This window comes from Enterobacter sp. 4974935 (assembly GCF_058661735.1).
This window is the reverse complement of record NZ_JBZWGT010000003.1, coordinates 4,513,178-4,533,103: the sequence shown is the minus strand read 5'-3', so window position 1 is coordinate 4,533,103 and position 19,926 is coordinate 4,513,178. Positions and strand designations below refer to the sequence as shown.

The following is a 19,926-nucleotide window of genomic DNA, read 5'->3' as shown; positions in this document are numbered from 1 at the left end:
CTCCCGTCTGACTATTAAATGGGACGGTGCGTGCCGTCCCAAATTTATATTTAGTGATTAACCTGATCCAACCAGCCGTATTTGTCTTCTGTTTCGCCGGTGAACAGGCCGAAGAAGGCTTGCTGAATGCGTTTGGTGACCGGACCACAGCGGCCTTCGCCCACCTGAATGCCGTCGACGCTACGCACCGGTGTAATTTCAGCCGCGGTACCGGACATGAACACTTCGTCAGCCAGGTACAGGGATTCGCGGGACAGCACCTGCTCGCGTACTTCGATACCCAGATCTTTTGCCAGCTTGATGATGGCGTCGCGGGTGATGCCCGGCAGCGCGGACGAGGTGAACGGCGGGGTGAACAGAATGCCGTCTTTCACTTCAAACAGGTTTTCGCCCGCACCTTCGGAGATGTAGCCATTTACATCGAGCGCGATACCTTCCTGGTAACCGTGACGGCGCGCTTCGCTGCCAACCAGCAGTGAGGAGAGGTAGTTACCGCCCGCTTTAGCCGCGGTCGGGATAGTGTTTGGTGCCACGCGGTTCCAGGAAGAAACCATTGCGTCGATCCCCTGATCCAGTGCTTCCGCGCCCAGGTAGGCGCCCCACGGGAACGCAGCAATGATCACATCGGTGTTATAGCCAGCGGGCGGATTGACACCCATGCCGACATCACCCACGAAGACCAGCGGACGAATATAGGCACTGGTCAGTTTGTTCTGGCGGATCACCTCGCGGCAGGCTTCCATCAGCTCATCAACGCTTTGGGAGACCGGGAAACGATAAATTTTGGCTGAGTCATGCAGACGCTGCATGTGTTCGCGATGGCGGAACACCACTGGTCCTTTGTGAGAATCGTAGCAACGGATGCCTTCAAACACGGAGGTGCCGTAGTGCAGCGCGTGGGACATCACGTGAACTTTCGCGTCTTCCCAGCGAACCATCTCACCATTGAACCAAATGTAATCAGCTTTTTTTGTCGTCATTTTTTCGTCCTGTCACGCTTAAGCGCGGATTTGTTGTGATGTGGTTGTGCTCTGGCAGATGGCAACATGGGCAACGTCTACCAGTTTTGATAACTGACTAAACAGTAAGTCGACCGGCCGCGGGCTGGCAACGGTTAATTCGATACTGATATTTTGTGCATCCGTGGCCGTTTCCATATTCATAGAGCAAATCTGAAAACCACGGTGACGGACCACACGCAATACGCGTTCTAACGTTTCCGGGTTGAAGCGAGCCTGCACGGCGACCTGATGTTGCATCATGATAATTTCTCCAGCATTTGTGAGTTACTGGCACCGGGCGGTACCAACGGCCAGACGTTCTCAAGCTCGTCGATTGAGACATGAAGCAGGTATGGCCCTTCGCTTGACAGCATGGTGTCGAGTGCCGCTTCAACCTGGTCTTTACGGGTGATGTGCTGGCCAGGAATGCCGAAGGCGCTGGCCAGGGTGAGGAAATCGGGGTTGTCGGTCAGGGTCGTTTCGCTGTAACGCTCCTGGAAGAACAGCTGCTGCCACTGGCGAACCATGCCCAAACGCTGGTTATCGAGCAAAACGATTTTCAGCGGTAACTGCTTACGCTTCACGGTGCCGAGCTCCTGGACGTTCATCATGAAGGAGCCGTCACCGGAGATACAGATAACGGTATCGTTCGGGCGGGCAACCTGTGCGCCCACGGCAGCGGGCAGGCCGAAGCCCATCGTGCCTAAGCCGCTCGAGGTGATGAAGTTCTCCGGGCGGGTGTAGGTCATGTGCTGGGCTGACCACATCTGATGCTGGCCGACATCCGTCGTCACCACGCTGTCTGCGGGTTTGCGGTCGGACAACTGTTTCAACAATAGCGGCGCATAGATGGCCTCGCCGGGGTGGTCGTAACGCCAGGCGTGTTCAGCGCGCATATCGGCGGTGTGCTGACGCCATGGGTTGATATCCAGCGGCTGCTCCAGCGCCGGTAACAGCGCGTTGAGATCGCCCTGCAACGCGACATGCGCCTGACGCAGTTTGTTCATCTCCGCCGGGTCGATGTCCATATGGATCACTTTGGCGTTCGGCGCAAAGGTATTCAGCTTGCCGGTGACGCGGTCGTCAAAACGGGCGCCGACGGCGATGAGCAGGTCACACTCCTGCACTGCCAGGTTTGCCGCTTTGGTGCCGTGCATCCCTAACATGCCCAAATAGTATGGATAGTCCGCGTCGACCGCGCCCAATCCTTTCAGCGTGCAGGTGGCGGGCATTTGCGTTACTGCGATAAATTCGCGCAGGGCAGGAACGGCCTGCGCCATGCCCACGCCGCCGCCTACATACAGCATCGGCTGTTTCGCCTGCGCCAGCATCTGGCGAGCCTCTTCAACCTCCGCATGGGGAAACACGTCGTCGCTTTCAACGGTGGAGAAGTGCGGTTCCAGATCGCCGAGTGCAACCTGAATATCTTTCGGGATATCTACCAGAACCGGGCCAGGACGGCCAGAGCTGGCAACCTCGAACGCTTCGGCCATCACGCGCGGCAGCTCTTCAAGAGACTGAACGAGGAAGCTGTGTTTGGTGCAGGCAAGCGATAAACCGAGCACATCCACTTCCTGGAAAGCATCGGTGCCGATGAACGGAGAGGCCACCTGGCCGGTAATCGCCACCACGGGTACGGAATCGAGCAGCGCGTCAGCCAGGCCGGTGATCAGGTTCGTTGCGCCCGGACCGGAGGTGGCCATACAGACGCCGGTTTTACCGGTCGCACGGGCATAACCGATGGCGGCCATCGCTGCGCCCTGCTCGTGTCGGCACAAGAGGTGTTCCACGCCGCCGTCATACAGTGCATCGTAAATCGGCATAATTGCGCCACCCGGATAACCGAATACGGTTTCGACTCCCTGCGCGCGCAACGCATGTACTACCCATTGTGCCCCATTCATAGTTAGTTCCCCGTCATAAATCTGGAGAAACAGAATTTTGTGCTAGTCGTCATTCTCTGCTCCTCATTTAAGTTTTTTAGTCATAAAAAAACCCCCGGACCTTTCGGTGCGGGGGTCTTAGTTCGTTAAGGCTTGATTTCTAAGCCTTTCCTCGTCCAAGTGCAGCCCCGCACGGTGGGATAATAATCACCACCACGCTAATCACGACCAGGCTAATCACTCGTAGAAGGGCTGTCATTTTCAGTTCTTTTTGCATCTTGTTCGAAGGAATACCTAAAGAGTTACCACAGATATTTCATCTGACACAAGATTTTTTTATGACCCATTTCTGTAGCAGGCGAACTATTTCTTTCAAAATCGTTGTTTTATATAGGGAAAAAATAGAAATGAAGATTTTTCATTTTTTTGTCCTGTTTCATCAGGCAAGGCGCGCATGATTTCTTTTCTGCGAGGCCGATTCCACCGACATGTAATGATTACATTTAGCCGCTAAAAGGCTGGAACGAGCGCCGTATTTCAGTGAATTAGCGCTAAACAGGAAAAAATGATGCTGGCATAGTTACCGCCAAGGAGGGGCTTATGTCACTGTCAGTTGTTTATACACGCGCGGCCATCGGCGTGAAGGCACCGCTTATTTCTGTAGAGGTTCATTTAAGTAATGGACTGCCCGGACTGACGCTGGTCGGCTTACCCGAAACGACCGTTAAGGAGGCCAGGGATCGCGTGCGCAGCGCAATTATTAATAGCGGTTATGCTTTTCCGGCGAAGAAGATCACCATCAACCTTGCGCCCGCCGATTTGCCAAAGGAGGGAGGGCGATATGATTTACCTATTGCTATAGCGCTTCTCGCGGCTTCTGAACAGCTCAATACGCCAGGGTTAAGCTCGTGCGAGTTCGTGGGTGAATTAGCGCTTACAGGCGCGTTAAGAGGCGTTCCCGGAGCAATCTCGGGTGCGCTTGAAGCCATACGCGCGGGAAGGCAAATCATTGTGGCCAATGAAAATGCCTCTGAAGTCAGCCTTATCGCCGAAAAGGGGTGTCTTGTCGCGGGACATTTGCAGGAGGTTTGCGCCTGGCTGGAAGGCCGACACGAGCTTGCCGAGCCGCAGGAGAATGAGGAGGTAGTGTCAGATTCTCCCGATGACCTCAGCGATATTATGGGTCAGGAACAGGGTAAGCGGGCGTTAGAAATAACGGCCGCGGGTGGGCATAACCTGCTACTGATAGGTCCACCAGGCACGGGGAAAACGATGCTGGCGAGCAGGTTGAGCGGCCTGCTGCCCCCCCTCAATAATCACGAAGCGCTGGAAAGCGCCGCGATATTTAGCCTGGTCAGTTCAATATCGCTGCATAAACAGTGGCGCCGCCGTCCTTTCCGCTCGCCACACCACAGTGCGTCTCTTACCGCGATGGTGGGCGGGGGCTCAATTCCCGGACCTGGTGAAATCTCACTGGCACACAACGGCATTCTGTTCCTGGATGAATTGCCAGAGTTTGAACGCCGCGTGCTGGATGCGTTGCGGGAGCCGATTGAATCCGGCGAAATCCATCTGTCTCGTACACGCGCCAAAATAAGCTACCCTGCGCAGTTTCAGCTGGTCGCCGCGATGAACCCTAGCCCAACGGGCCATTATCAGGGCAACCATAACCGCTGTACGCCGGAGCAGACGCTGCGCTATCTGAGTAAGCTGTCCGGCCCCTTCCTCGACCGTTTTGATTTATCTCTCGAGATCCCCCTGCCACCGCCCGGTCTGCTGAGGCAAACCGGTATCAAAGGCGAAAGCTCAGCAGCGGTGCGAGAACGGGTTATTGCGGCTCAGGCGCGGCAGTATGCTCGTCAGAACAGGCTGAATGCCCGGCTGGATAACAGCGGGATCCGACAGTTTTGCTCTCTCAACGCCGAAGATGCAGGCTGGCTGGAAGAGACACTGACGCGGTTTGGGTTATCCATTCGCGCGTGGCAGCGTTTGTTGAAAGTTGCGCGCACGGTCGCTGACGTGGAGGGCTGCCCCGGAATAGAGAGGCGACATTTGCAGGAGGCATTAAGCTACCGTGCGATCGATCGGCTGCTGTTGCATCTGCAAAAAATGCTGGCATAAAAAAAGGGGCCGTAGCCCCTTCTCTTCTTAATCGTCAGACTCGGTGTAGTCTTCTGCACCTTCCATCTGCGGCTTGCCGCCAGACAGCGTATGGAAACGCTTAGGACGCTTAATGCGAGCCATATACTTGATCCATACACGTTCTGCATCAGACTGCGGCTCACGCTCACCACGACAAACAGAGACAAATTGTTTTTCATCTTCGGTTGCCGGTTCGCGCTTACCCAGATCCAGCTCGTTAAAGGCATAACCATGGCGCTCAAGAAGTTGAGCTTCTTTGATAGTGAAATCGCCGTGACGAGAGAACCCGCGCGGATAATGTTTATTATCGAAAAAACGATTAGTCGTCGTAAAGCTTTCCGCCATCCTACACGCTCCTAATTCTTTGGCCGAGCTATTTATGGCGCGGAGTATTAGTTACGCTTGACAGAGTGTAAAACAAAACATTTAAATCATAACGACAAATAATTTTGTGGAGAAAGATGTGGATACGGAATTGCTAAAAACTTTCCTCGAAGTGAGCAGAACGCGACACTTTGGGCGAGCAGCTGAAGCCCTCTACCTGACGCAGTCAGCAGTCAGTTTTCGTATTCGACAGCTGGAAAATCAACTGGGTGTGAACCTTTTTACCCGCCATCGCAACAATATTCGTCTAACCCCGGCCGGTGAAAAGCTATTGCCTTATGCAGAAACCCTGATGAATACCTGGCAGGCAGCGCGAAAGGAGGTTGCGCACACATCCCGGCATAATGAATTCTCGATCGGTGCCAGCGCTTCACTATGGGAATGCATGCTCAGCCAGTGGCTTATGCGGCTATATCGCACACACAACCATCTGCAATTTGAGGCGAGGATTGCGCAACGCCAGTCGCTGGTTAAGCAACTCCACGAGCGGCAGCTTGATCTGCTGATCACCACAGAAGCCCCCAAGATGGATGAATTTAGCAGCCAGATTGTTGGACAGTTTAGCCTGGCGCTCTATGCATCCGAGCCTGCAATGATGAAGGCCGACCTGAATTATTTACGCCTGGAATGGGGGCCTGATTTTCAGCAGCACGAGACGGGGTTAATTGCCAGCGATGATATCCCGCAACTCACGACAAGCTCTGCGGAGATCGCATGCCAGCATCTTCCCACACTGAAAGGCTGTACATGGTTACCTGTTCGCTGGGCGGATAATAAACCTGCACTCCATGTTGTCACCGATTCAACAACGCTCTCCAGGCCGCTGTATGCCATTTGGCTGCAAAACAGCGATAAGCAGTCGCAGATAAAAGATCTGTTAAAAACCAGCATACTGGATTAACGCAAAAGCCTGCGGAAACGCAGGCTGCTTATTCTTCAGGAAGGTGTTGAGTCGTTTTGCAGGCAAAAAAAAATCCTTTGCCGAAGCAAAGGATTCTATATGGCAGGGGCGGAGAGACTCGAACTCGCGACACCCGGTTTTGGAGACCGGTGCTCTACCAACTGAGCTACGCCCCTAAATTTTTTTGCCATTAAGCCTGCCCTTTGGGCAGGCTTAATGTCTTAATAAGTGGCGGAACGGACGGGACTCGAACCCGCGACCCCCTGCGTGACAGGCAGGTATTCTAACCGACTGAACTACCGCTCCACCGAATACTTCTGTAACCACCGGATTAATGCACCGGCTTACTACTTAATTTGATGCCTGGCAGTTCCCTACTCTCACATGGGGAGACCCCACACTACCATCGGCGCTACGGCGTTTCACTTCTGAGTTCGGCATGGGGTCAGGTGGGACCACCGCGCTAAAGCCGCCAGGCAAATTCTGTTAATCTGTATCAGGCTGAAAATCGTGTCTGTCTCTTCGCCGAAACAGCTTCGGCGTTGTAAGGTTAAGCCTCACGGTTCATTAGTATCGGTTAGCTCAACGCATCGCTGCGCTTACACACCCGACCTATCAACGTCGTCGTCTTCAACGTTCCTTCAGGAGACTCAAGGTCTCAGGGAGAACTCATCTCGGGGCAAGTTTCGTGCTTAGATGCTTTCAGCACTTATCTCTTCCGCATTTAGCTACCGGGCAGTGCCATTGGCATGACAACCCGAACACCAGTGATGCGTCCACTCCGGTCCTCTCGTACTAGGAGCAGCCCCCCTCAATTCTCCAGCGCCCACGGCAGATAGGGACCGAACTGTCTCACGACGTTCTAAACCCAGCTCGCGTACCACTTTAAATGGCGAACAGCCATACCCTTGGGACCTACTTCAGCCCCAGGATGTGATGAGCCGACATCGAGGTGCCAAACACCGCCGTCGATATGAACTCTTGGGCGGTATCAGCCTGTTATCCCCGGAGTACCTTTTATCCGTTGAGCGATGGCCCTTCCATTCAGAACCACCGGATCACTATGACCTGCTTTCGCACCTGCTCGCGCCGTCACGCTCGCAGTCAAGCTGGCTTATGCCATTGCACTAACCTCCTGATGTCCGACCAGGATTAGCCAACCTTCGTGCTCCTCCGTTACTCTTTGGGAGGAGACCGCCCCAGTCAAACTACCCACCAGACACTGTCCGCAACCCGGATTACGGGTCTACGTTAGAACACCAGCCATTAAAGGGTGGTATTTCAAGGTTGGCTCCACGCAGACTGGCGTCCACGCTTCAAAGCCTCCCACCTATCCTACACATCAAGGACCAGTGTTCAGTGTCAAGCTATAGTAAAGGTTCACGGGGTCTTTCCGTCTTGCCGCGGGTACACTGCATCTTCACAGCGAGTTCAATTTCACTGAGTCTCGGGTGGAGACAGCCTGGCCATCATTACGCCATTCGTGCAGGTCGGAACTTACCCGACAAGGAATTTCGCTACCTTAGGACCGTTATAGTTACGGCCGCCGTTTACCGGGGCTTCGATCAAGAGCTTCGCGTTGCCGCTGACCCCATCAATTAACCTTCCGGCACCGGGCAGGCGTCACACCGTATACGTCCACTTTCGTGTTTGCACAGTGCTGTGTTTTTAATAAACAGTTGCAGCCAGCTGGTATCTTCGACTGATTTCAGCTCCGTCCGCAGGGACCTCACCTACATATCAGCGTGCCTTCTCCCGAAGTTACGGCACCATTTTGCCTAGTTCCTTCACCCGAGTTCTCTCAAGCGCCTTGGTATTCTCTACCTGACCACCTGTGTCGGTTTGGGGTACGATTTCGTGTTACCTGATGCTTAGAGGCTTTTCCTGGAAGCAGGGCATTTATCACTTCAGCACCGTAGTGCCTCGTCATCACACCTCAGCGTTAACAAGGTACCGGATTTACCTGGAACCTCCGCCTACATGCTTAAACCGGGACAACCGTCGCCCGGCTGACATAGCCTTCTCCGTCCCCCCTTCGCAGTAACACCAAGTACAGGAATATTAACCTGTTTCCCATCGACTACGCCTTTCGGCCTCGCCTTAGGGGTCGACTCACCCTGCCCCGATTAACGTTGGACAGGAACCCTTGGTCTTCCGGCGAGCGGGCTTTTCACCCGCTTTATCGTTACTTATGTCAGCATTCGCACTTCTGATACCTCCAGCATGCCTCACAGCACACCTTCAACGGCTTACAGAACGCTCCCCTACCCAACAACACATAGTGTCGCTGCCGCAGCTTCGGTGCATGGTTTAGCCCCGTTACATCTTCCGCGCAGGCCGACTCGACCAGTGAGCTATTACGCTTTCTTTAAATGATGGCTGCTTCTAAGCCAACATCCTGGCTGTCTGTGCCTTCCCACATCGTTTCCCACTTAACCATGACTTTGGGACCTTAGCTGGCGGTCTGGGTTGTTTCCCTCTTCACGACGGACGTTAGCACCCGCCGTGTGTCTCCCGTGATAACATTCTTCGGTATTCGTAGTTTGCATCGGGTTGGTAAGCCGGGATGGCCCCCTAGCCGAAACAGTGCTCTACCCCCGAAGATGAATTCACGAGGCGCTACCTAAATAGCTTTCGGGGAGAACCAGCTATCTCCCGGTTTGATTGGCCTTTCACCCCCAGCCACAGGTCATCCGCTAATTTTTCAACATTAGTCGGTTCGGTCCTCCAGTTAGTGTTACCCAACCTTCAACCTGCCCATGGCTAGATCACCGGGTTTCGGGTCTATACCCTGCAACTTAACGCCCAGTTAAGACTCGGTTTCCCTTCGGCTCCCCTATACGGTTAACCTTGCTACAGAATATAAGTCGCTGACCCATTATACAAAAGGTACGCAGTCACCCCATAAAGAGGCTCCCACTGCTTGTACGTACACGGTTTCAGGTTCTTTTTCACTCCCCTCGCCGGGGTTCTTTTCGCCTTTCCCTCACGGTACTGGTTCACTATCGGTCAGTCAGGAGTATTTAGCCTTGGAGGATGGTCCCCCCATATTCAGACAGGATACCACGTGTCCCGCCCTACTCTTCGAGTTCACAGCATGTGTGCTTTCGTGTACGGGACTATCACCCTGTACCGTCGGACTTTCCAGACCGTTCCACTAACACACAAGCTGATTCAGACTCCGGGCTGCTCCCCGTTCGCTCGCCGCTACTGGGGGAATCTCGGTTGATTTCTTTTCCTCGGGGTACTTAGATGTTTCAGTTCCCCCGGTTCGCCTCGTTAACCTATGTATTCAGTTAACGATAGTGCAACGGATTGCACTGGGTTTCCCCATTCGGACATCGCCGGGTCAAAGGTTCATATCACCTCGCCGGCGCTTTTCGCAGATTAGCACGTCCTTCATCGCCTCTGACTGCCAGGGCATCCACCGTGTACGCTTAGTCGCTTAACCTCACAACCCGAAGATGTTTCACTTCATGATTGCGAAAATTTGAGAGACTCGAACACACCATTAAAGATGTGTCGTTTCAATTTTCAGCTTGATCCAGATTTTTAAAGAGCAAAACTTCGCAGTGCACCTTTTCAGGTTCACTCTGAAGTTTTCTTGTGTTCGCAGTAAAGGATGGTGGAGCTATGCGGGATCGAACCGCAGACCTCCTGCGTGCAAGGCAGGCGCTCTCCCAGCTGAGCTATAGCCCCATCGTAGTTATCTCTCTACCGGTAATTTTTGTTGAGGCAAGGCGTGGTGACACGAAGCATACTCAGGTATGTGAGTGTCGCCGCAACGCAGCATCAGCAAAAATTTGGTAGGCCTGAGTGGACTTGAACCACCGACCTCACCCTTATCAGGGGTGCGCTCTAACCACCTGAGCTACAAGCCTGCAGAGATTTTTTACTGCTGTTTTTCATCAGACAATCTGTGTGAGCACTACAAAGGCAGGTTCTTTAAGGTAAGGAGGTGATCCAACCGCAGGTTCCCCTACGGTTACCTTGTTACGACTTCACCCCAGTCATGAATCACAAAGTGGTAAGCGCCCTCCCGAAGGTTAAGCTACCTACTTCTTTTGCAACCCACTCCCATGGTGTGACGGGCGGTGTGTACAAGGCCCGGGAACGTATTCACCGTGGCATTCTGATCCACGATTACTAGCGATTCCGACTTCATGGAGTCGAGTTGCAGACTCCAATCCGGACTACGACGCACTTTATGAGGTCCGCTTGCTCTCGCGAGGTCGCTTCTCTTTGTATGCGCCATTGTAGCACGTGTGTAGCCCTACTCGTAAGGGCCATGATGACTTGACGTCATCCCCACCTTCCTCCAGTTTATCACTGGCAGTCTCCTTTGAGTTCCCGGCCGGACCGCTGGCAACAAAGGATAAGGGTTGCGCTCGTTGCGGGACTTAACCCAACATTTCACAACACGAGCTGACGACAGCCATGCAGCACCTGTCTCAGAGTTCCCGAAGGCACCAAAGCATCTCTGCTAAGTTCTCTGGATGTCAAGAGTAGGTAAGGTTCTTCGCGTTGCATCGAATTAAACCACATGCTCCACCGCTTGTGCGGGCCCCCGTCAATTCATTTGAGTTTTAACCTTGCGGCCGTACTCCCCAGGCGGTCGACTTAACGCGTTAGCTCCGGAAGCCACGCCTCAAGGGCACAACCTCCAAGTCGACATCGTTTACGGCGTGGACTACCAGGGTATCTAATCCTGTTTGCTCCCCACGCTTTCGCACCTGAGCGTCAGTCTTTGTCCAGGGGGCCGCCTTCGCCACCGGTATTCCTCCAGATCTCTACGCATTTCACCGCTACACCTGGAATTCTACCCCCCTCTACAAGACTCTAGCCTGCCAGTTTCGAATGCAGTTCCCAGGTTGAGCCCGGGGATTTCACATCCGACTTGACAGACCGCCTGCGTGCGCTTTACGCCCAGTAATTCCGATTAACGCTTGCACCCTCCGTATTACCGCGGCTGCTGGCACGGAGTTAGCCGGTGCTTCTTCTGCGGGTAACGTCAATCGACAGGGTTATTAACCCTGTCGCCTTCCTCCCCGCTGAAAGTACTTTACAACCCGAAGGCCTTCTTCATACACGCGGCATGGCTGCATCAGGCTTGCGCCCATTGTGCAATATTCCCCACTGCTGCCTCCCGTAGGAGTCTGGACCGTGTCTCAGTTCCAGTGTGGCTGGTCATCCTCTCAGACCAGCTAGGGATCGTCGCCTAGGTGAGCCGTTACCCCACCTACTAGCTAATCCCATCTGGGCACATCCGATGGCAAGAGGCCCGAAGGTCCCCCTCTTTGGTCTTGCGACGTTATGCGGTATTAGCTACCGTTTCCAGTAGTTATCCCCCTCCATCAGGCAGTTTCCCAGACATTACTCACCCGTCCGCCACTCGTCAGCAAAGCAGCAAGCTGCTTCCTGTTACCGTTCGACTTGCATGTGTTAGGCCTGCCGCCAGCGTTCAATCTGAGCCATGATCAAACTCTTCAATTTAAGTTTGATGCTCAATGAATTAAACTTCGTAATGAATTACGTGTTCACTCGTTGAGACTTGGTATTCATTTAGTGTCCGAGGACATTAAGAATCCATGTCACTTTGAGTGCCCACACAGATTGTCTGATAAATTGTTAAAGAGCAGTGCAACGCGGCTTTCGCTCACCGTTGCGAGGTCCCGTATATTACGTTTTCCTCATTCAGAGTCAAGCAATTATTTTCACTTTTCTCTGTTGGCGTTCATCTCTGAACCCCGCTGTCCCGGCGGCTTGTAAGCCGTTGTTCCGTGTCAGTGGAGGCGCATTATAGGGAGTTCTCAGACGTTGACAACCCCTCTTTGAAAAAAAACGTTCAACCGTCTCTTTTTTGCTCAAAACCGTGCTACAGCGCCAGTTTTTCGAGCGTTTCGAAGCCATAACGACGTAAAACGGGCAAAAGTTGTTCGGTTTCTTTTGTTATCGCCATACAGAAAGCGATGTTCGCATCCGCTGATTTCGCATCCGGCGCCTCGTGCTCCAGTAGCCAGGCGGTCCGACGCGCAATCGCAGCACCGGAATCCACCAGCCGGGTCCCTTCAGGCAAAACCTTTAACATCTCTTCCTGTAATAGCGGGAAATGGGTGCAGCCGAGAACAACCGTATCCGGTGGTTCCTGCATCCGCAGCCATGGACGCAGAATGCGACGCAGCTCTTCAAGCGATACCGTCTCGCCGTGCAGTTTCGCTTCCGCCATTTCCACCAGCTCCGCGGAGCCGAGCATGGCGATCTGGCATTCATTGGCAAAGCGCTCAATAAGCTCACGCGTATAAGGACGTTTTACCGTACCGCGTGTCGCCAGCAACCCCACGATACCGTTCGCCGTCAGACGCGCCGCAGGTTTGATTGCCGGGACAACGCCCACAACCGGGAACGGGAATTTTTCGCGCAGGGCAGGAAGAGAGACCGTGCTTGCCGTATTACAGGCAATAACCGCCAGCGCCAGGGGATAGCGCTTTTGTACCGCAGTGACGATTTCAATCACACGCTCAACGATAAAGTCTTCACTCTTTTCCCCATACGGGAACGCGACGTTATCGAAGGCGTAGATGTAATGGAGATCCGGCAGGAGCTGCCGAATCTCATCATAGACCGAAAGCCCACCGACGCCGGAATCAAACACCAGCACGGTGGGACGCGGATCAGAAGGTGTAGCTGCCAGACAAGGTGTATTCCCGTCCTGCAGTTTGGTAGCCATAAACTGTCTCGTAATCTTTATCGAACAGGTTGGCTATTTTACCACGAACTGTGAGATGTGAGGTGACAGGATATGAAACCGCGACGTCCCACAGGCTGACGCCGCCCATTTTAACTTTCTCTGACGGATAGGTTCCAAAGTCGGTGTCGTAGCGCGTGCCGAGATAGTGATACGTCAGGCTCCAGTCAACATCATAGATCTGCGTATCAAGCTGATATTTCACCTGCTGTTTAGCACGACGGTCCAGAAGTTGATTGGTTGCCGCATTGCGGGCATCCACATAGTCGTAGCCCACAGTATGCGTCAACGGACCCGTATCAAACGACGCTGTCGCTTCTACACCTTTAATGCGTGCTTTGCCGACATTGTAATATTGCTGCAGGTTATTGTTGAAGTCGATGAGATTATCAACGTCATTACGATAGCCGGATACGCGCCAGCTTACGCCTGCCGTCAGGCCTTCAAACGCCCCTTCCCACTGTTTGCTCTCTTCAGGATCAAGATGGGTATTGCCGTAGAAGCCATAGAGCTGACCCAGATTCGGCGCTTTATAGGCCGTGCCATAAGAGGCTATGAAGCGGTAACCGTCAACGAACTCCCAGGCTGCGCTACTTTGCCAGGTACCATGGCGACCAAACTGAGAGTTGTCATCACTGCGGGCCGCCGCCTCCAGAGTGAAATCTCCAAACTGCTGCAACCCAGTCAGGTAGACGCCAGTGTTACGCAGGTCATAGGCGTTGGTTACGTAGTTGGTACCCGGCTCGGTGCTCTGTTTCTGCCAGTCAACGCCCGCGCCGATGTTGCCATGTCCCACGTCAACTGAGTTGGTCCACTGAACATTGTACTGTTTGATTTCATCCAGGGTTGCTGTGGAGTCATAGCGTCCAAGGTGCGGATCGTAATTGTAGTCTTTGCTGTGACTGTAGCTGGAGAGCAACTGTGAATGGAAAACATCCCGGTTAAACCGCAATCCGGCATCCCAGGTCTGGCTATAGAGTTGGCGGGTATTAACCAGCACATCAGGGGTAAATGAACTGTAATAGCCGTCATAGGCGGTACGGTTGCTGTAACCATAGCCGCGAACGAAACCACTCCATTGCTCAGAGAAAGCATGCTCCAGTGCGCCGTAGAGCGTTTTATTCATAAAGCCGTCGCGATCGGTCTGGGCAAGGCCGCCGTTATTACCGTCAGCAACGACGTCAAAGCCTTTTGTGTAGGTGTAATCCCCCGCCAGCGTAACGCGCGTACTTTCACCCAATGTTTGCTGGGTGCTGCCACCATAATTCTGGAAGCCGTGTGTCCCAACGCCAGCATTCAGCGTTGTGCCATCCTTCGCACGCGTAGTGATAATGTTGACTACACCACCGATCGCATCCGAGCCGTACACCGCCGAACGCGGTCCACGAAGATATTCGATGCGCTGCACCAGGGAGATCGGAAACTGGCTGAGATCGGACGACCCCGTGACGCCCGCCTGGTTAAGGCGGATCCCGTCGACGAGAATCAGGACATGGCTGGAGTTCGTACCGCGTATAAAGAGAGAAGAGAGCTGCCCTATCCCGCCATTTTGTGCCGTATCTACGCCAGGCAGGCGACGCATGACATCCAGAACCGTGGTGGATTGCCAGCGGTCGATATCGGCCCGCGTCACGACAGAAGTCGCAGCCAGAACAGATTTTTCAGGTTGTTCGAAACGGTTTGCTGTCACCACCAACGAGTCGGCGCTTTCCTGCGCCCAGCCCGAAAATGCCGTGACGGAAAACGCCGTCAACAGCGATACTTTTTTAATCATTGTTAAAGCATCCACAATATAAGAAGGATGCCGCAGGCCTCATCGATAGCACGCGATGATGAAACCAAATGCGACGTGATCCCGGCAGGTCTTCGGGCTGGGTGGCGTTATACGGATGAAGACTTCCCGTTTTCACAGTGTCTACAACTCTCATCCCGCCAGTCTTTACCGCTGCGCGTCAGCTCCAGATTTGCACTGGATTCCCTTTTCACTCTCAGGAGACCGGAAACAGAATGCTACAATTAGACACGTATAGATGTCCAGATAGCTATTAGCCATTAAATCTGGACATCCACTGCACAATCCCTACAATCCCCGCGTAATTCTTTATCACTCAGGACGCATCATGACCCCCGAACACCTCCCGACAGAACAGTACGACGCACAGCTGGCAGAAAAAGTTGTCCGCCTGCAAAGTATGATGACGCCTTTCAACGCGCCCGTTCCCGAGGTGTTTCGTTCTCCGGTCAGCCACTACCGTATGCGCGCTGAGTTTCGCATCTGGCACGATGGCGATGACCTGTACCACATCATTTTCGATCAGCAGACGAAATCCCGGATTCGCGTAGACAGTTTCCCGGCGGCGAGTGAGCTTATCAACCAGCTAATGACGCTGATGATCGACGGTGTGCGCACTAATCCGGTGCTGCGCAACAAGCTGTTCCAGATTGACTACCTGACCACCCAAAGCAATCAGGCCATTGTCTCTCTGCTCTATCACAAAGCGCTGACCGACGAGTGGCGCGAGCAGGCAGAAGCCCTGCGCGATGCGCTGCGCGCGCAGAACATCAACGTGCACCTGATTGGCCGCGCGACCAAAACCAAAATCATGCTGGACCAGGATTACATCGACGAGCGTTTGCCGGTGGCAGGAAAAGAGATGGTTTACCGTCAGGTGGAGAACAGCTTCACCCAGCCGAATGCGGCAATGAACGTGCAGATGCTGGAGTGGGCGCTGAATGCGACGGAAGGGTCGACGGGCGATCTGCTGGAGCTCTACTGCGGTAACGGCAACTTCTCGCTGGCGCTGGCGCGTAACTTCGAACGCGTGCTGGCGACGGAAATCGCCAAACCGTCGGTGGCCGCCGCGCAGTACAACATCGCCGCTAACCATATTGATAATGTGCAGATCATTCGTATGGCGGCAGAAGAGTTTACCCAGGCGATGAACGGCGTACGTGAGTTTAACCGCCTGCAAGGGATTGATTTGAAGAGCTACCAGTGTGAGACAATTTTTGTCGATCCGCCGCGCAGTGGCCTGGACAGCGAAACCGAGAAGATGGTGCAGGCGTACCCGCGTATTTTGTACATCTCCTGTAACCCGGAGACGCTGTGCAAGAATCTGGAAACATTAAGCCAGACGCACAAGGTTGAACGTCTGGCGCTGTTCGATCAGTTCCCATATACGCACCATATGGAGTGCGGCGTACTGCTCACGGCGAAGTAATGTGGGCCTTGTAGGGCAGGTAAGCGAAGCGCCACCTGCCAAAAAAGCCGGATGGCGCTTCGCTTATCCGGCCTACAATGACAAAACCCTTTACTCTGGTAACTGGCTCTTGCGGCTACGCATGCGCGAGCCAATCCAGAACACCAGCGCCACAGACAGCACCGCAGGCAGGAAGTTAGAACCGATATCCGGATACTCTGCACGCACCACGGTGCTGTACAACAATACACCCAGAATAAAACAGGCTGCGGCCAGCCCCGGTAACCCAACCGGCATGGTGCGGTTCAGATAACGTTGATGCAGGCAATACACCGTCAGCACCAGCGCGATAATCGGGAAAATCGAGAACGGTACAATTGAGCTGAAAACCGCCGCAAACGTACCGTTAATGGATAAGCCAGCGATCAATGCCAGCAACAGCGTTCCTTTATCCTGACCTGACTGTTTCATTACTCACCTTCACTCATCGTTTTGATGTGCCAACTTCTCTTGTTCACGGCGATACCAGTAGTACGCACCTTTAGAAATCATCCGCAGTTGCAATACCAGTCGCTCTTCGAGTTGCTTACGTTGTTCAATGCTGACATCCAGCGCTTCGGCACCCGCACTGAAAACAATGGTCACCATCGCCTCGGCCTGTGCTTCAGTAAACGCACGCGGCATATGGTTTTCGAGTTCAAGATAGTCGGCAAGTTCCGCGATGAAATGCTGAATTTCACGCGCGACGGCGGCACGAAACGCCGCCGACGTGCCAGAGCGCTCGCGCAGCAAAAGGCGAAACGCGTTAGGGTTATTGCCGATAAATTCCATAAATGTCGACACGGAGGTACGGATCACGCTGCCGCCTTTGGCAATACGCTGACGCGCCTGACGCATAAGCTGGCGCAGCATCAAACCGCTCTCGTCGACCATGGTCAGGCCCAGTTCATCCACATCACGGAAATGACGATAGAAGGACGTTGGCGCAATCCCGGCCTCGCGCGCCACTTCGCGCAGGCTTAAACTGGCAAAACTCCGCTCAGCACTCAGTTGACTGAATGCGGCTTCCACCAGCGAACGCCGGGTTTTCTCTTTTTGTTGTGCTCTTACGCCCATCACGATAGTTGAATCCTTCCAAAGGCCCGTTGGCACTATACCAGAGAATAAAATTAATCTGTTTACCTGGCTTTGTGAATGATTGTTTACGCGCGGTTTGTGCTCCACTGCCCGAAAAAAGCACAACGATAATTGGGTTACCCAGGCAATGATGTTATGATTCTGTTGCTTTTATGTATAAGAACAGGTAAGCCTTGCCATGCCACATTCCTACGATTACGACGCAATAGTTATTGGTTCCGGCCCCGGCGGCGAAGGTGCTGCTATGGGTCTGGTAAAACAGGGAGCCAGAGTAGCGGTTATTGAGCGCTACCATAATGTCGGCGGCGGTTGCACCCACTGGGGCACCATCCCTTCGAAAGCCCTCCGCCACGCCGTTAGCCGCATTATCGAATTTAACCAGAACCCTCTTTACAGCGACCACTCCCGACTTCTTCGTTCTTCCTTTGCCGATATCCTGAATCACGCAGACACGGTCATTAACCAGCAGACGCGCATGCGTCAGGGTTTCTATGAGCGCAACCACTGTGAAATTCTGCAGGGTAACGCGCATTTTGTAGATGAACACACCCTGGCGCTGGAGTGCCACGACGGTTCGGTTGAGACGCTCACCGCTGAAAAATTTGTGATCGCCTGCGGATCGCGCCCATATCATCCGGCAGACGTGGACTTCTCTCATCCACGCATTTACGACAGCGACTCCATCCTCAGCCTGCACCACGAGCCACGCCATGTGATCATCTATGGCGCGGGCGTGATTGGCTGTGAATATGCGTCGATTTTCCGGGGAATGGAGGTCAAAGTTGATTTGATCAACACCCGCGACCGGCTGCTGGCGTTCCTCGATCAGGAGATGTCAGATTCCCTCTCCTACCACTTCTGGAACAGTGGCGTGGTGATTCGCCACAACGAAGAGTACGAGAAAATCGAAGGCTGCGACGACGGTGTGATCATGCACCTGAAATCTGGTAAAAAGCTGAAGGCGGACTGCCTGCTGTACGCCAACGGCCGTACCGGCAACACGGATTCATTGCAGCTGGAGAATATCGGGCTTGAAACCGACAGCCGCGGTCAGCTCAAGGTCAACAGCATGTACCAGACTGCGCTGCCGCACGTTTACGCGGTCGGCGACGTTATTGGTTACCCAAGTCTGGCCTCCGCTGCTTACGATCAGGGCCGCATCGCCGCACAGGCGCTGGTGAAAGGTGAAGCGACGGCGCATCTGATCGAGGACATCCCGACGGGCATCTACACCATCCCGGAAATCAGTTCTGTCGGCAAAACCGAGCAGCAGTTGACGGCCATGAAGGTGCCTTACGAGGTGGGTCGTGCCCAGTTTAAACACCTGGCGCGCGCACAAATTGTGGGGATGAGCGTGGGTACGCTGAAGATCCTGTTCCATCGCGAGACGAAAGAGATCCTCGGTATTCACTGCTTTGGTGAACGTGCCGCGGAAATCATTCATATCGGCCAGGCGATCATGGAGCAAAAAGGTGGTGGCAACACCATCGAGTACTTCGTTAACACCACCTTTAACTACCCGACCATGGCGGAAGCCTATCGGGTAGCTGCGCTGAACGGCTTAAACCGCCTGTTTTAACGCATTGTCGAAATGGCCATCCATTGCACCACGGATGGCCTCTGCCAGCTGCTCATAGCGGCTGCGCAGCGGTGAACCCGGACGATAAACCAGGCCGATCGTGCGACGCGGCTCTGGCTTAATACACGGCAGATAGACCACGCCATCACGCTTACGCTCGCGCGGCACGGCCAGCGCAGGCAGCAGCGTAATGCCACTTCCCGCCGCGACCATGTTACGCAGCGTTTCCAGGCTGGTTGCGCGGAAATGGGTATCTTCATCTGCACCCGCTTCGAAGCAGAAGCCCATCGCCTGATCGCGCAGACAGTGGCCGTCTTCCAGCATCAGCAGCTTTTCTCCGGCCAGATCGGCCATCGGCACGCGATCGCGGTTCGCCCACGGGTGATCTTCATAGATCGCCAGCATCATCGGCTCATCGAACAGCGGTACTTCAATAAAGGCTTCACTCTCTTTGACCAGCGCCAGGATCGCGCAGTCGAGCTTGCCGCTGTCTAACTGCGCCAGCAGCTGATGGGTTTGCGCTTCATGCAGGTACATTTCGAGTTTCGGGAACGTCTGGTGCAGCAGCGGAATGATTTGCGGCAACAGATACGGGCCAACGGTTGGGATCAGGCCAATATGCAGCGGGCCGGACATCGCCTCCCCCTGCTGGCTTGCCATTTCCTTGAGCACTTTGACCTCGCGCAGTACGGTGCGCGCCTGATCCACCAGCAGCAGACCTGCCTGCGTGAACAGTACCTTACGACTGGTGCGCTCCAGCAGCATCACGCCCAGCTCATCTTCCAGCTTGCGGATCTGACCGCTCAGCGTTGGCTGGCTGACATGGCAGGAGTCTGCCGCGCGGCGAAAATGGCGATGCTCAGCTAACGCTACCAGGTATTCAAGATCACGAATATTCATTATTCATCCTCCGTCGCCACGATAGTTCATGGCGATAGATAGCATAGCAACGAA

15 protein-coding genes, 4 tRNA genes, 3 rRNA genes and 1 riboswitch are annotated in these 19,926 nt (G+C 54.0%); of the genes, 4 read left to right on the top strand and 18 right to left on the bottom strand.

Annotated elements, in window-relative coordinates; genetic code table 11:
- Nucleotides 1-50: 50 nt before the first annotated feature.
- The 5 genes from ilvE to ilvL all read right to left on the bottom strand — a co-directional run bounded on the left by ilvE (nucleotide 51) and on the right by ilvL (nucleotide 3,143).
- Complete coding sequence (ilvE, locus tag AC4OVS_RS22905; RefSeq protein ID WP_003860182.1) at nucleotides 51-980, bottom strand: branched-chain-amino-acid transaminase; 930 nt, start codon at nucleotides 978-980, stop codon at nucleotides 51-53.
- An 18-nt stretch (nucleotides 981-998) separates the two neighbouring features.
- Nucleotides 999-1,262 carry an acetolactate synthase 2 small subunit gene (gene ilvM, locus AC4OVS_RS22900; protein ID WP_003860184.1) on the bottom strand — a complete coding sequence of 88 codons (264 nt, stop codon included), beginning with the start codon at nucleotides 1,260-1,262 and terminating at the stop codon, nucleotides 999-1,001.
- Nucleotides 1,259-2,905, bottom strand: coding sequence for an acetolactate synthase 2 catalytic subunit (gene ilvG, locus AC4OVS_RS22895; RefSeq protein ID WP_023298882.1), 1,647 nt, complete (start codon nucleotides 2,903-2,905; stop codon nucleotides 1,259-1,261). The genes ilvM and ilvG overlap by 4 nt, the downstream gene beginning before the upstream one ends.
- Before the next feature lie 2 nt (nucleotides 2,906-2,907).
- A complete protein-coding gene (gene ilvX / locus AC4OVS_RS22890; RefSeq protein ID WP_166792073.1) occupies nucleotides 2,908-2,958 on the bottom strand; it encodes a peptide IlvX in 51 nt (16 codons plus the stop codon).
- Nucleotides 2,959-3,044: 86 nt separating this feature from the next.
- A complete protein-coding gene (gene ilvL / locus AC4OVS_RS22885; RefSeq protein ID WP_001311244.1) occupies nucleotides 3,045-3,143 on the bottom strand; it encodes an ilv operon leader peptide in 99 nt (32 codons plus the stop codon).
- A gap of 341 nt (nucleotides 3,144-3,484) precedes the next feature.
- On the opposite strand from ilvL, the gene AC4OVS_RS22880 reads away from it, so the two are divergent.
- Entirely contained in the window at nucleotides 3,485-5,005 is a 1,521-nt protein-coding gene (locus AC4OVS_RS22880; RefSeq protein ID WP_491922737.1) for a YifB family Mg chelatase-like AAA ATPase, read from the top strand.
- Nucleotides 5,006-5,032: 27 nt separating this feature from the next.
- Here AC4OVS_RS22880 and AC4OVS_RS22875 read toward each other — a convergent pair whose 3' ends face one another.
- Entirely contained in the window at nucleotides 5,033-5,371 is a 339-nt protein-coding gene (locus tag AC4OVS_RS22875) for a MaoP family protein (RefSeq protein ID WP_006808641.1), read from the bottom strand.
- Between the two features lie 118 nt (nucleotides 5,372-5,489).
- Between AC4OVS_RS22875 and hdfR the strand changes: the two genes are divergently transcribed.
- Complete coding sequence (hdfR, locus tag AC4OVS_RS22870; RefSeq protein WP_022649779.1) at nucleotides 5,490-6,311, top strand: HTH-type transcriptional regulator HdfR; 822 nt, start codon at nucleotides 5,490-5,492, stop codon at nucleotides 6,309-6,311.
- 100 nt (nucleotides 6,312-6,411) lie between these two features.
- Here hdfR and AC4OVS_RS22865 read toward each other — a convergent pair.
- The 9 genes from AC4OVS_RS22865 to btuB form a co-directional block, all read right to left on the bottom strand.
- A tRNA-Trp gene (locus AC4OVS_RS22865) sits at nucleotides 6,412-6,487 on the bottom strand.
- Nucleotides 6,488-6,540: 53 nt separating this feature from the next.
- A tRNA-Asp gene (locus AC4OVS_RS22860) sits at nucleotides 6,541-6,617 on the bottom strand.
- Between the two features lie 55 nt (nucleotides 6,618-6,672).
- Nucleotides 6,673-6,788, bottom strand: a 5S ribosomal RNA gene (gene rrf, locus AC4OVS_RS22855).
- 69 nt (nucleotides 6,789-6,857) lie between these two features.
- Nucleotides 6,858-9,762: ribosomal RNA gene (locus AC4OVS_RS22850) — 23S ribosomal RNA — on the bottom strand.
- Nucleotides 9,763-9,934: 172 nt separating this feature from the next.
- Nucleotides 9,935-10,010, bottom strand: a tRNA-Ala gene (locus AC4OVS_RS22845).
- A gap of 105 nt (nucleotides 10,011-10,115) precedes the next feature.
- Nucleotides 10,116-10,192: transfer RNA gene (locus AC4OVS_RS22840), tRNA-Ile, on the bottom strand.
- A 70-nt stretch (nucleotides 10,193-10,262) separates the two neighbouring features.
- Nucleotides 10,263-11,804 (bottom strand): 16S ribosomal RNA (locus AC4OVS_RS22835).
- The 16S, 23S and 5S rRNA genes sit together here with 4 tRNA genes alongside, the layout of an rRNA operon.
- 382 nt (nucleotides 11,805-12,186) lie before the next feature.
- Complete coding sequence (murI, locus tag AC4OVS_RS22830; protein WP_155019622.1) at nucleotides 12,187-13,038, bottom strand: glutamate racemase; 852 nt, start codon at nucleotides 13,036-13,038, stop codon at nucleotides 12,187-12,189.
- Nucleotides 12,983-14,830: a TonB-dependent vitamin B12 receptor BtuB gene (btuB, locus tag AC4OVS_RS22825; protein ID WP_491922736.1), complete on the bottom strand. Its 1,848-nt coding sequence runs from the start codon at nucleotides 14,828-14,830 to the stop codon at nucleotides 12,983-12,985. Before btuB ends, murI begins: the two co-directional genes overlap by 56 nt.
- 66 nt (nucleotides 14,831-14,896) lie before the next feature.
- Nucleotides 14,897-15,072: riboswitch (cobalamin riboswitch) on the bottom strand.
- A gap of 104 nt (nucleotides 15,073-15,176) precedes the next feature.
- Here btuB and trmA point away from each other — a divergent pair.
- Nucleotides 15,177-16,277, top strand: coding sequence for a tRNA (uridine(54)-C5)-methyltransferase TrmA (gene trmA / locus AC4OVS_RS22820; RefSeq protein ID WP_023298887.1), 1,101 nt, complete (start codon nucleotides 15,177-15,179; stop codon nucleotides 16,275-16,277).
- Nucleotides 16,278-16,367: 90 nt separating this feature from the next.
- On the opposite strand, the gene AC4OVS_RS22815 is transcribed toward trmA, so the two are convergent.
- Nucleotides 16,368-16,727 (bottom strand): YijD family membrane protein, encoded by a 360-nt coding sequence (locus tag AC4OVS_RS22815; protein ID WP_017383113.1) that lies wholly within the window; start codon nucleotides 16,725-16,727, stop codon nucleotides 16,368-16,370.
- Nucleotides 16,728-16,736: 9 nt separating this feature from the next.
- Nucleotides 16,737-17,375 carry an HTH-type transcriptional repressor FabR gene (gene fabR, locus AC4OVS_RS22810; RefSeq protein WP_003862059.1) on the bottom strand — a complete coding sequence of 213 codons (639 nt, stop codon included), beginning with the start codon at nucleotides 17,373-17,375 and terminating at the stop codon, nucleotides 16,737-16,739.
- A 196-nt stretch (nucleotides 17,376-17,571) separates the two neighbouring features.
- Here fabR and sthA point away from each other — a divergent pair, with 196 nt between their 5' ends.
- Nucleotides 17,572-18,972 carry a Si-specific NAD(P)(+) transhydrogenase gene (gene sthA, locus AC4OVS_RS22805; RefSeq protein WP_003862057.1) on the top strand — a complete coding sequence of 467 codons (1,401 nt, stop codon included), beginning with the start codon at nucleotides 17,572-17,574 and terminating at the stop codon, nucleotides 18,970-18,972.
- Here sthA and oxyR read toward each other — a convergent pair.
- The gene (oxyR, locus tag AC4OVS_RS22800; protein WP_022649783.1) at nucleotides 18,955-19,872 is read right to left on the bottom strand and encodes a DNA-binding transcriptional regulator OxyR; all 918 of its coding nucleotides are present in this window, start codon (nucleotides 19,870-19,872) and stop codon (nucleotides 18,955-18,957) included. The two genes, sthA and oxyR, sit on opposite strands and share 18 nt — an antisense overlap.
- Nucleotides 19,873-19,926: the final 54 nt, after the last annotated feature.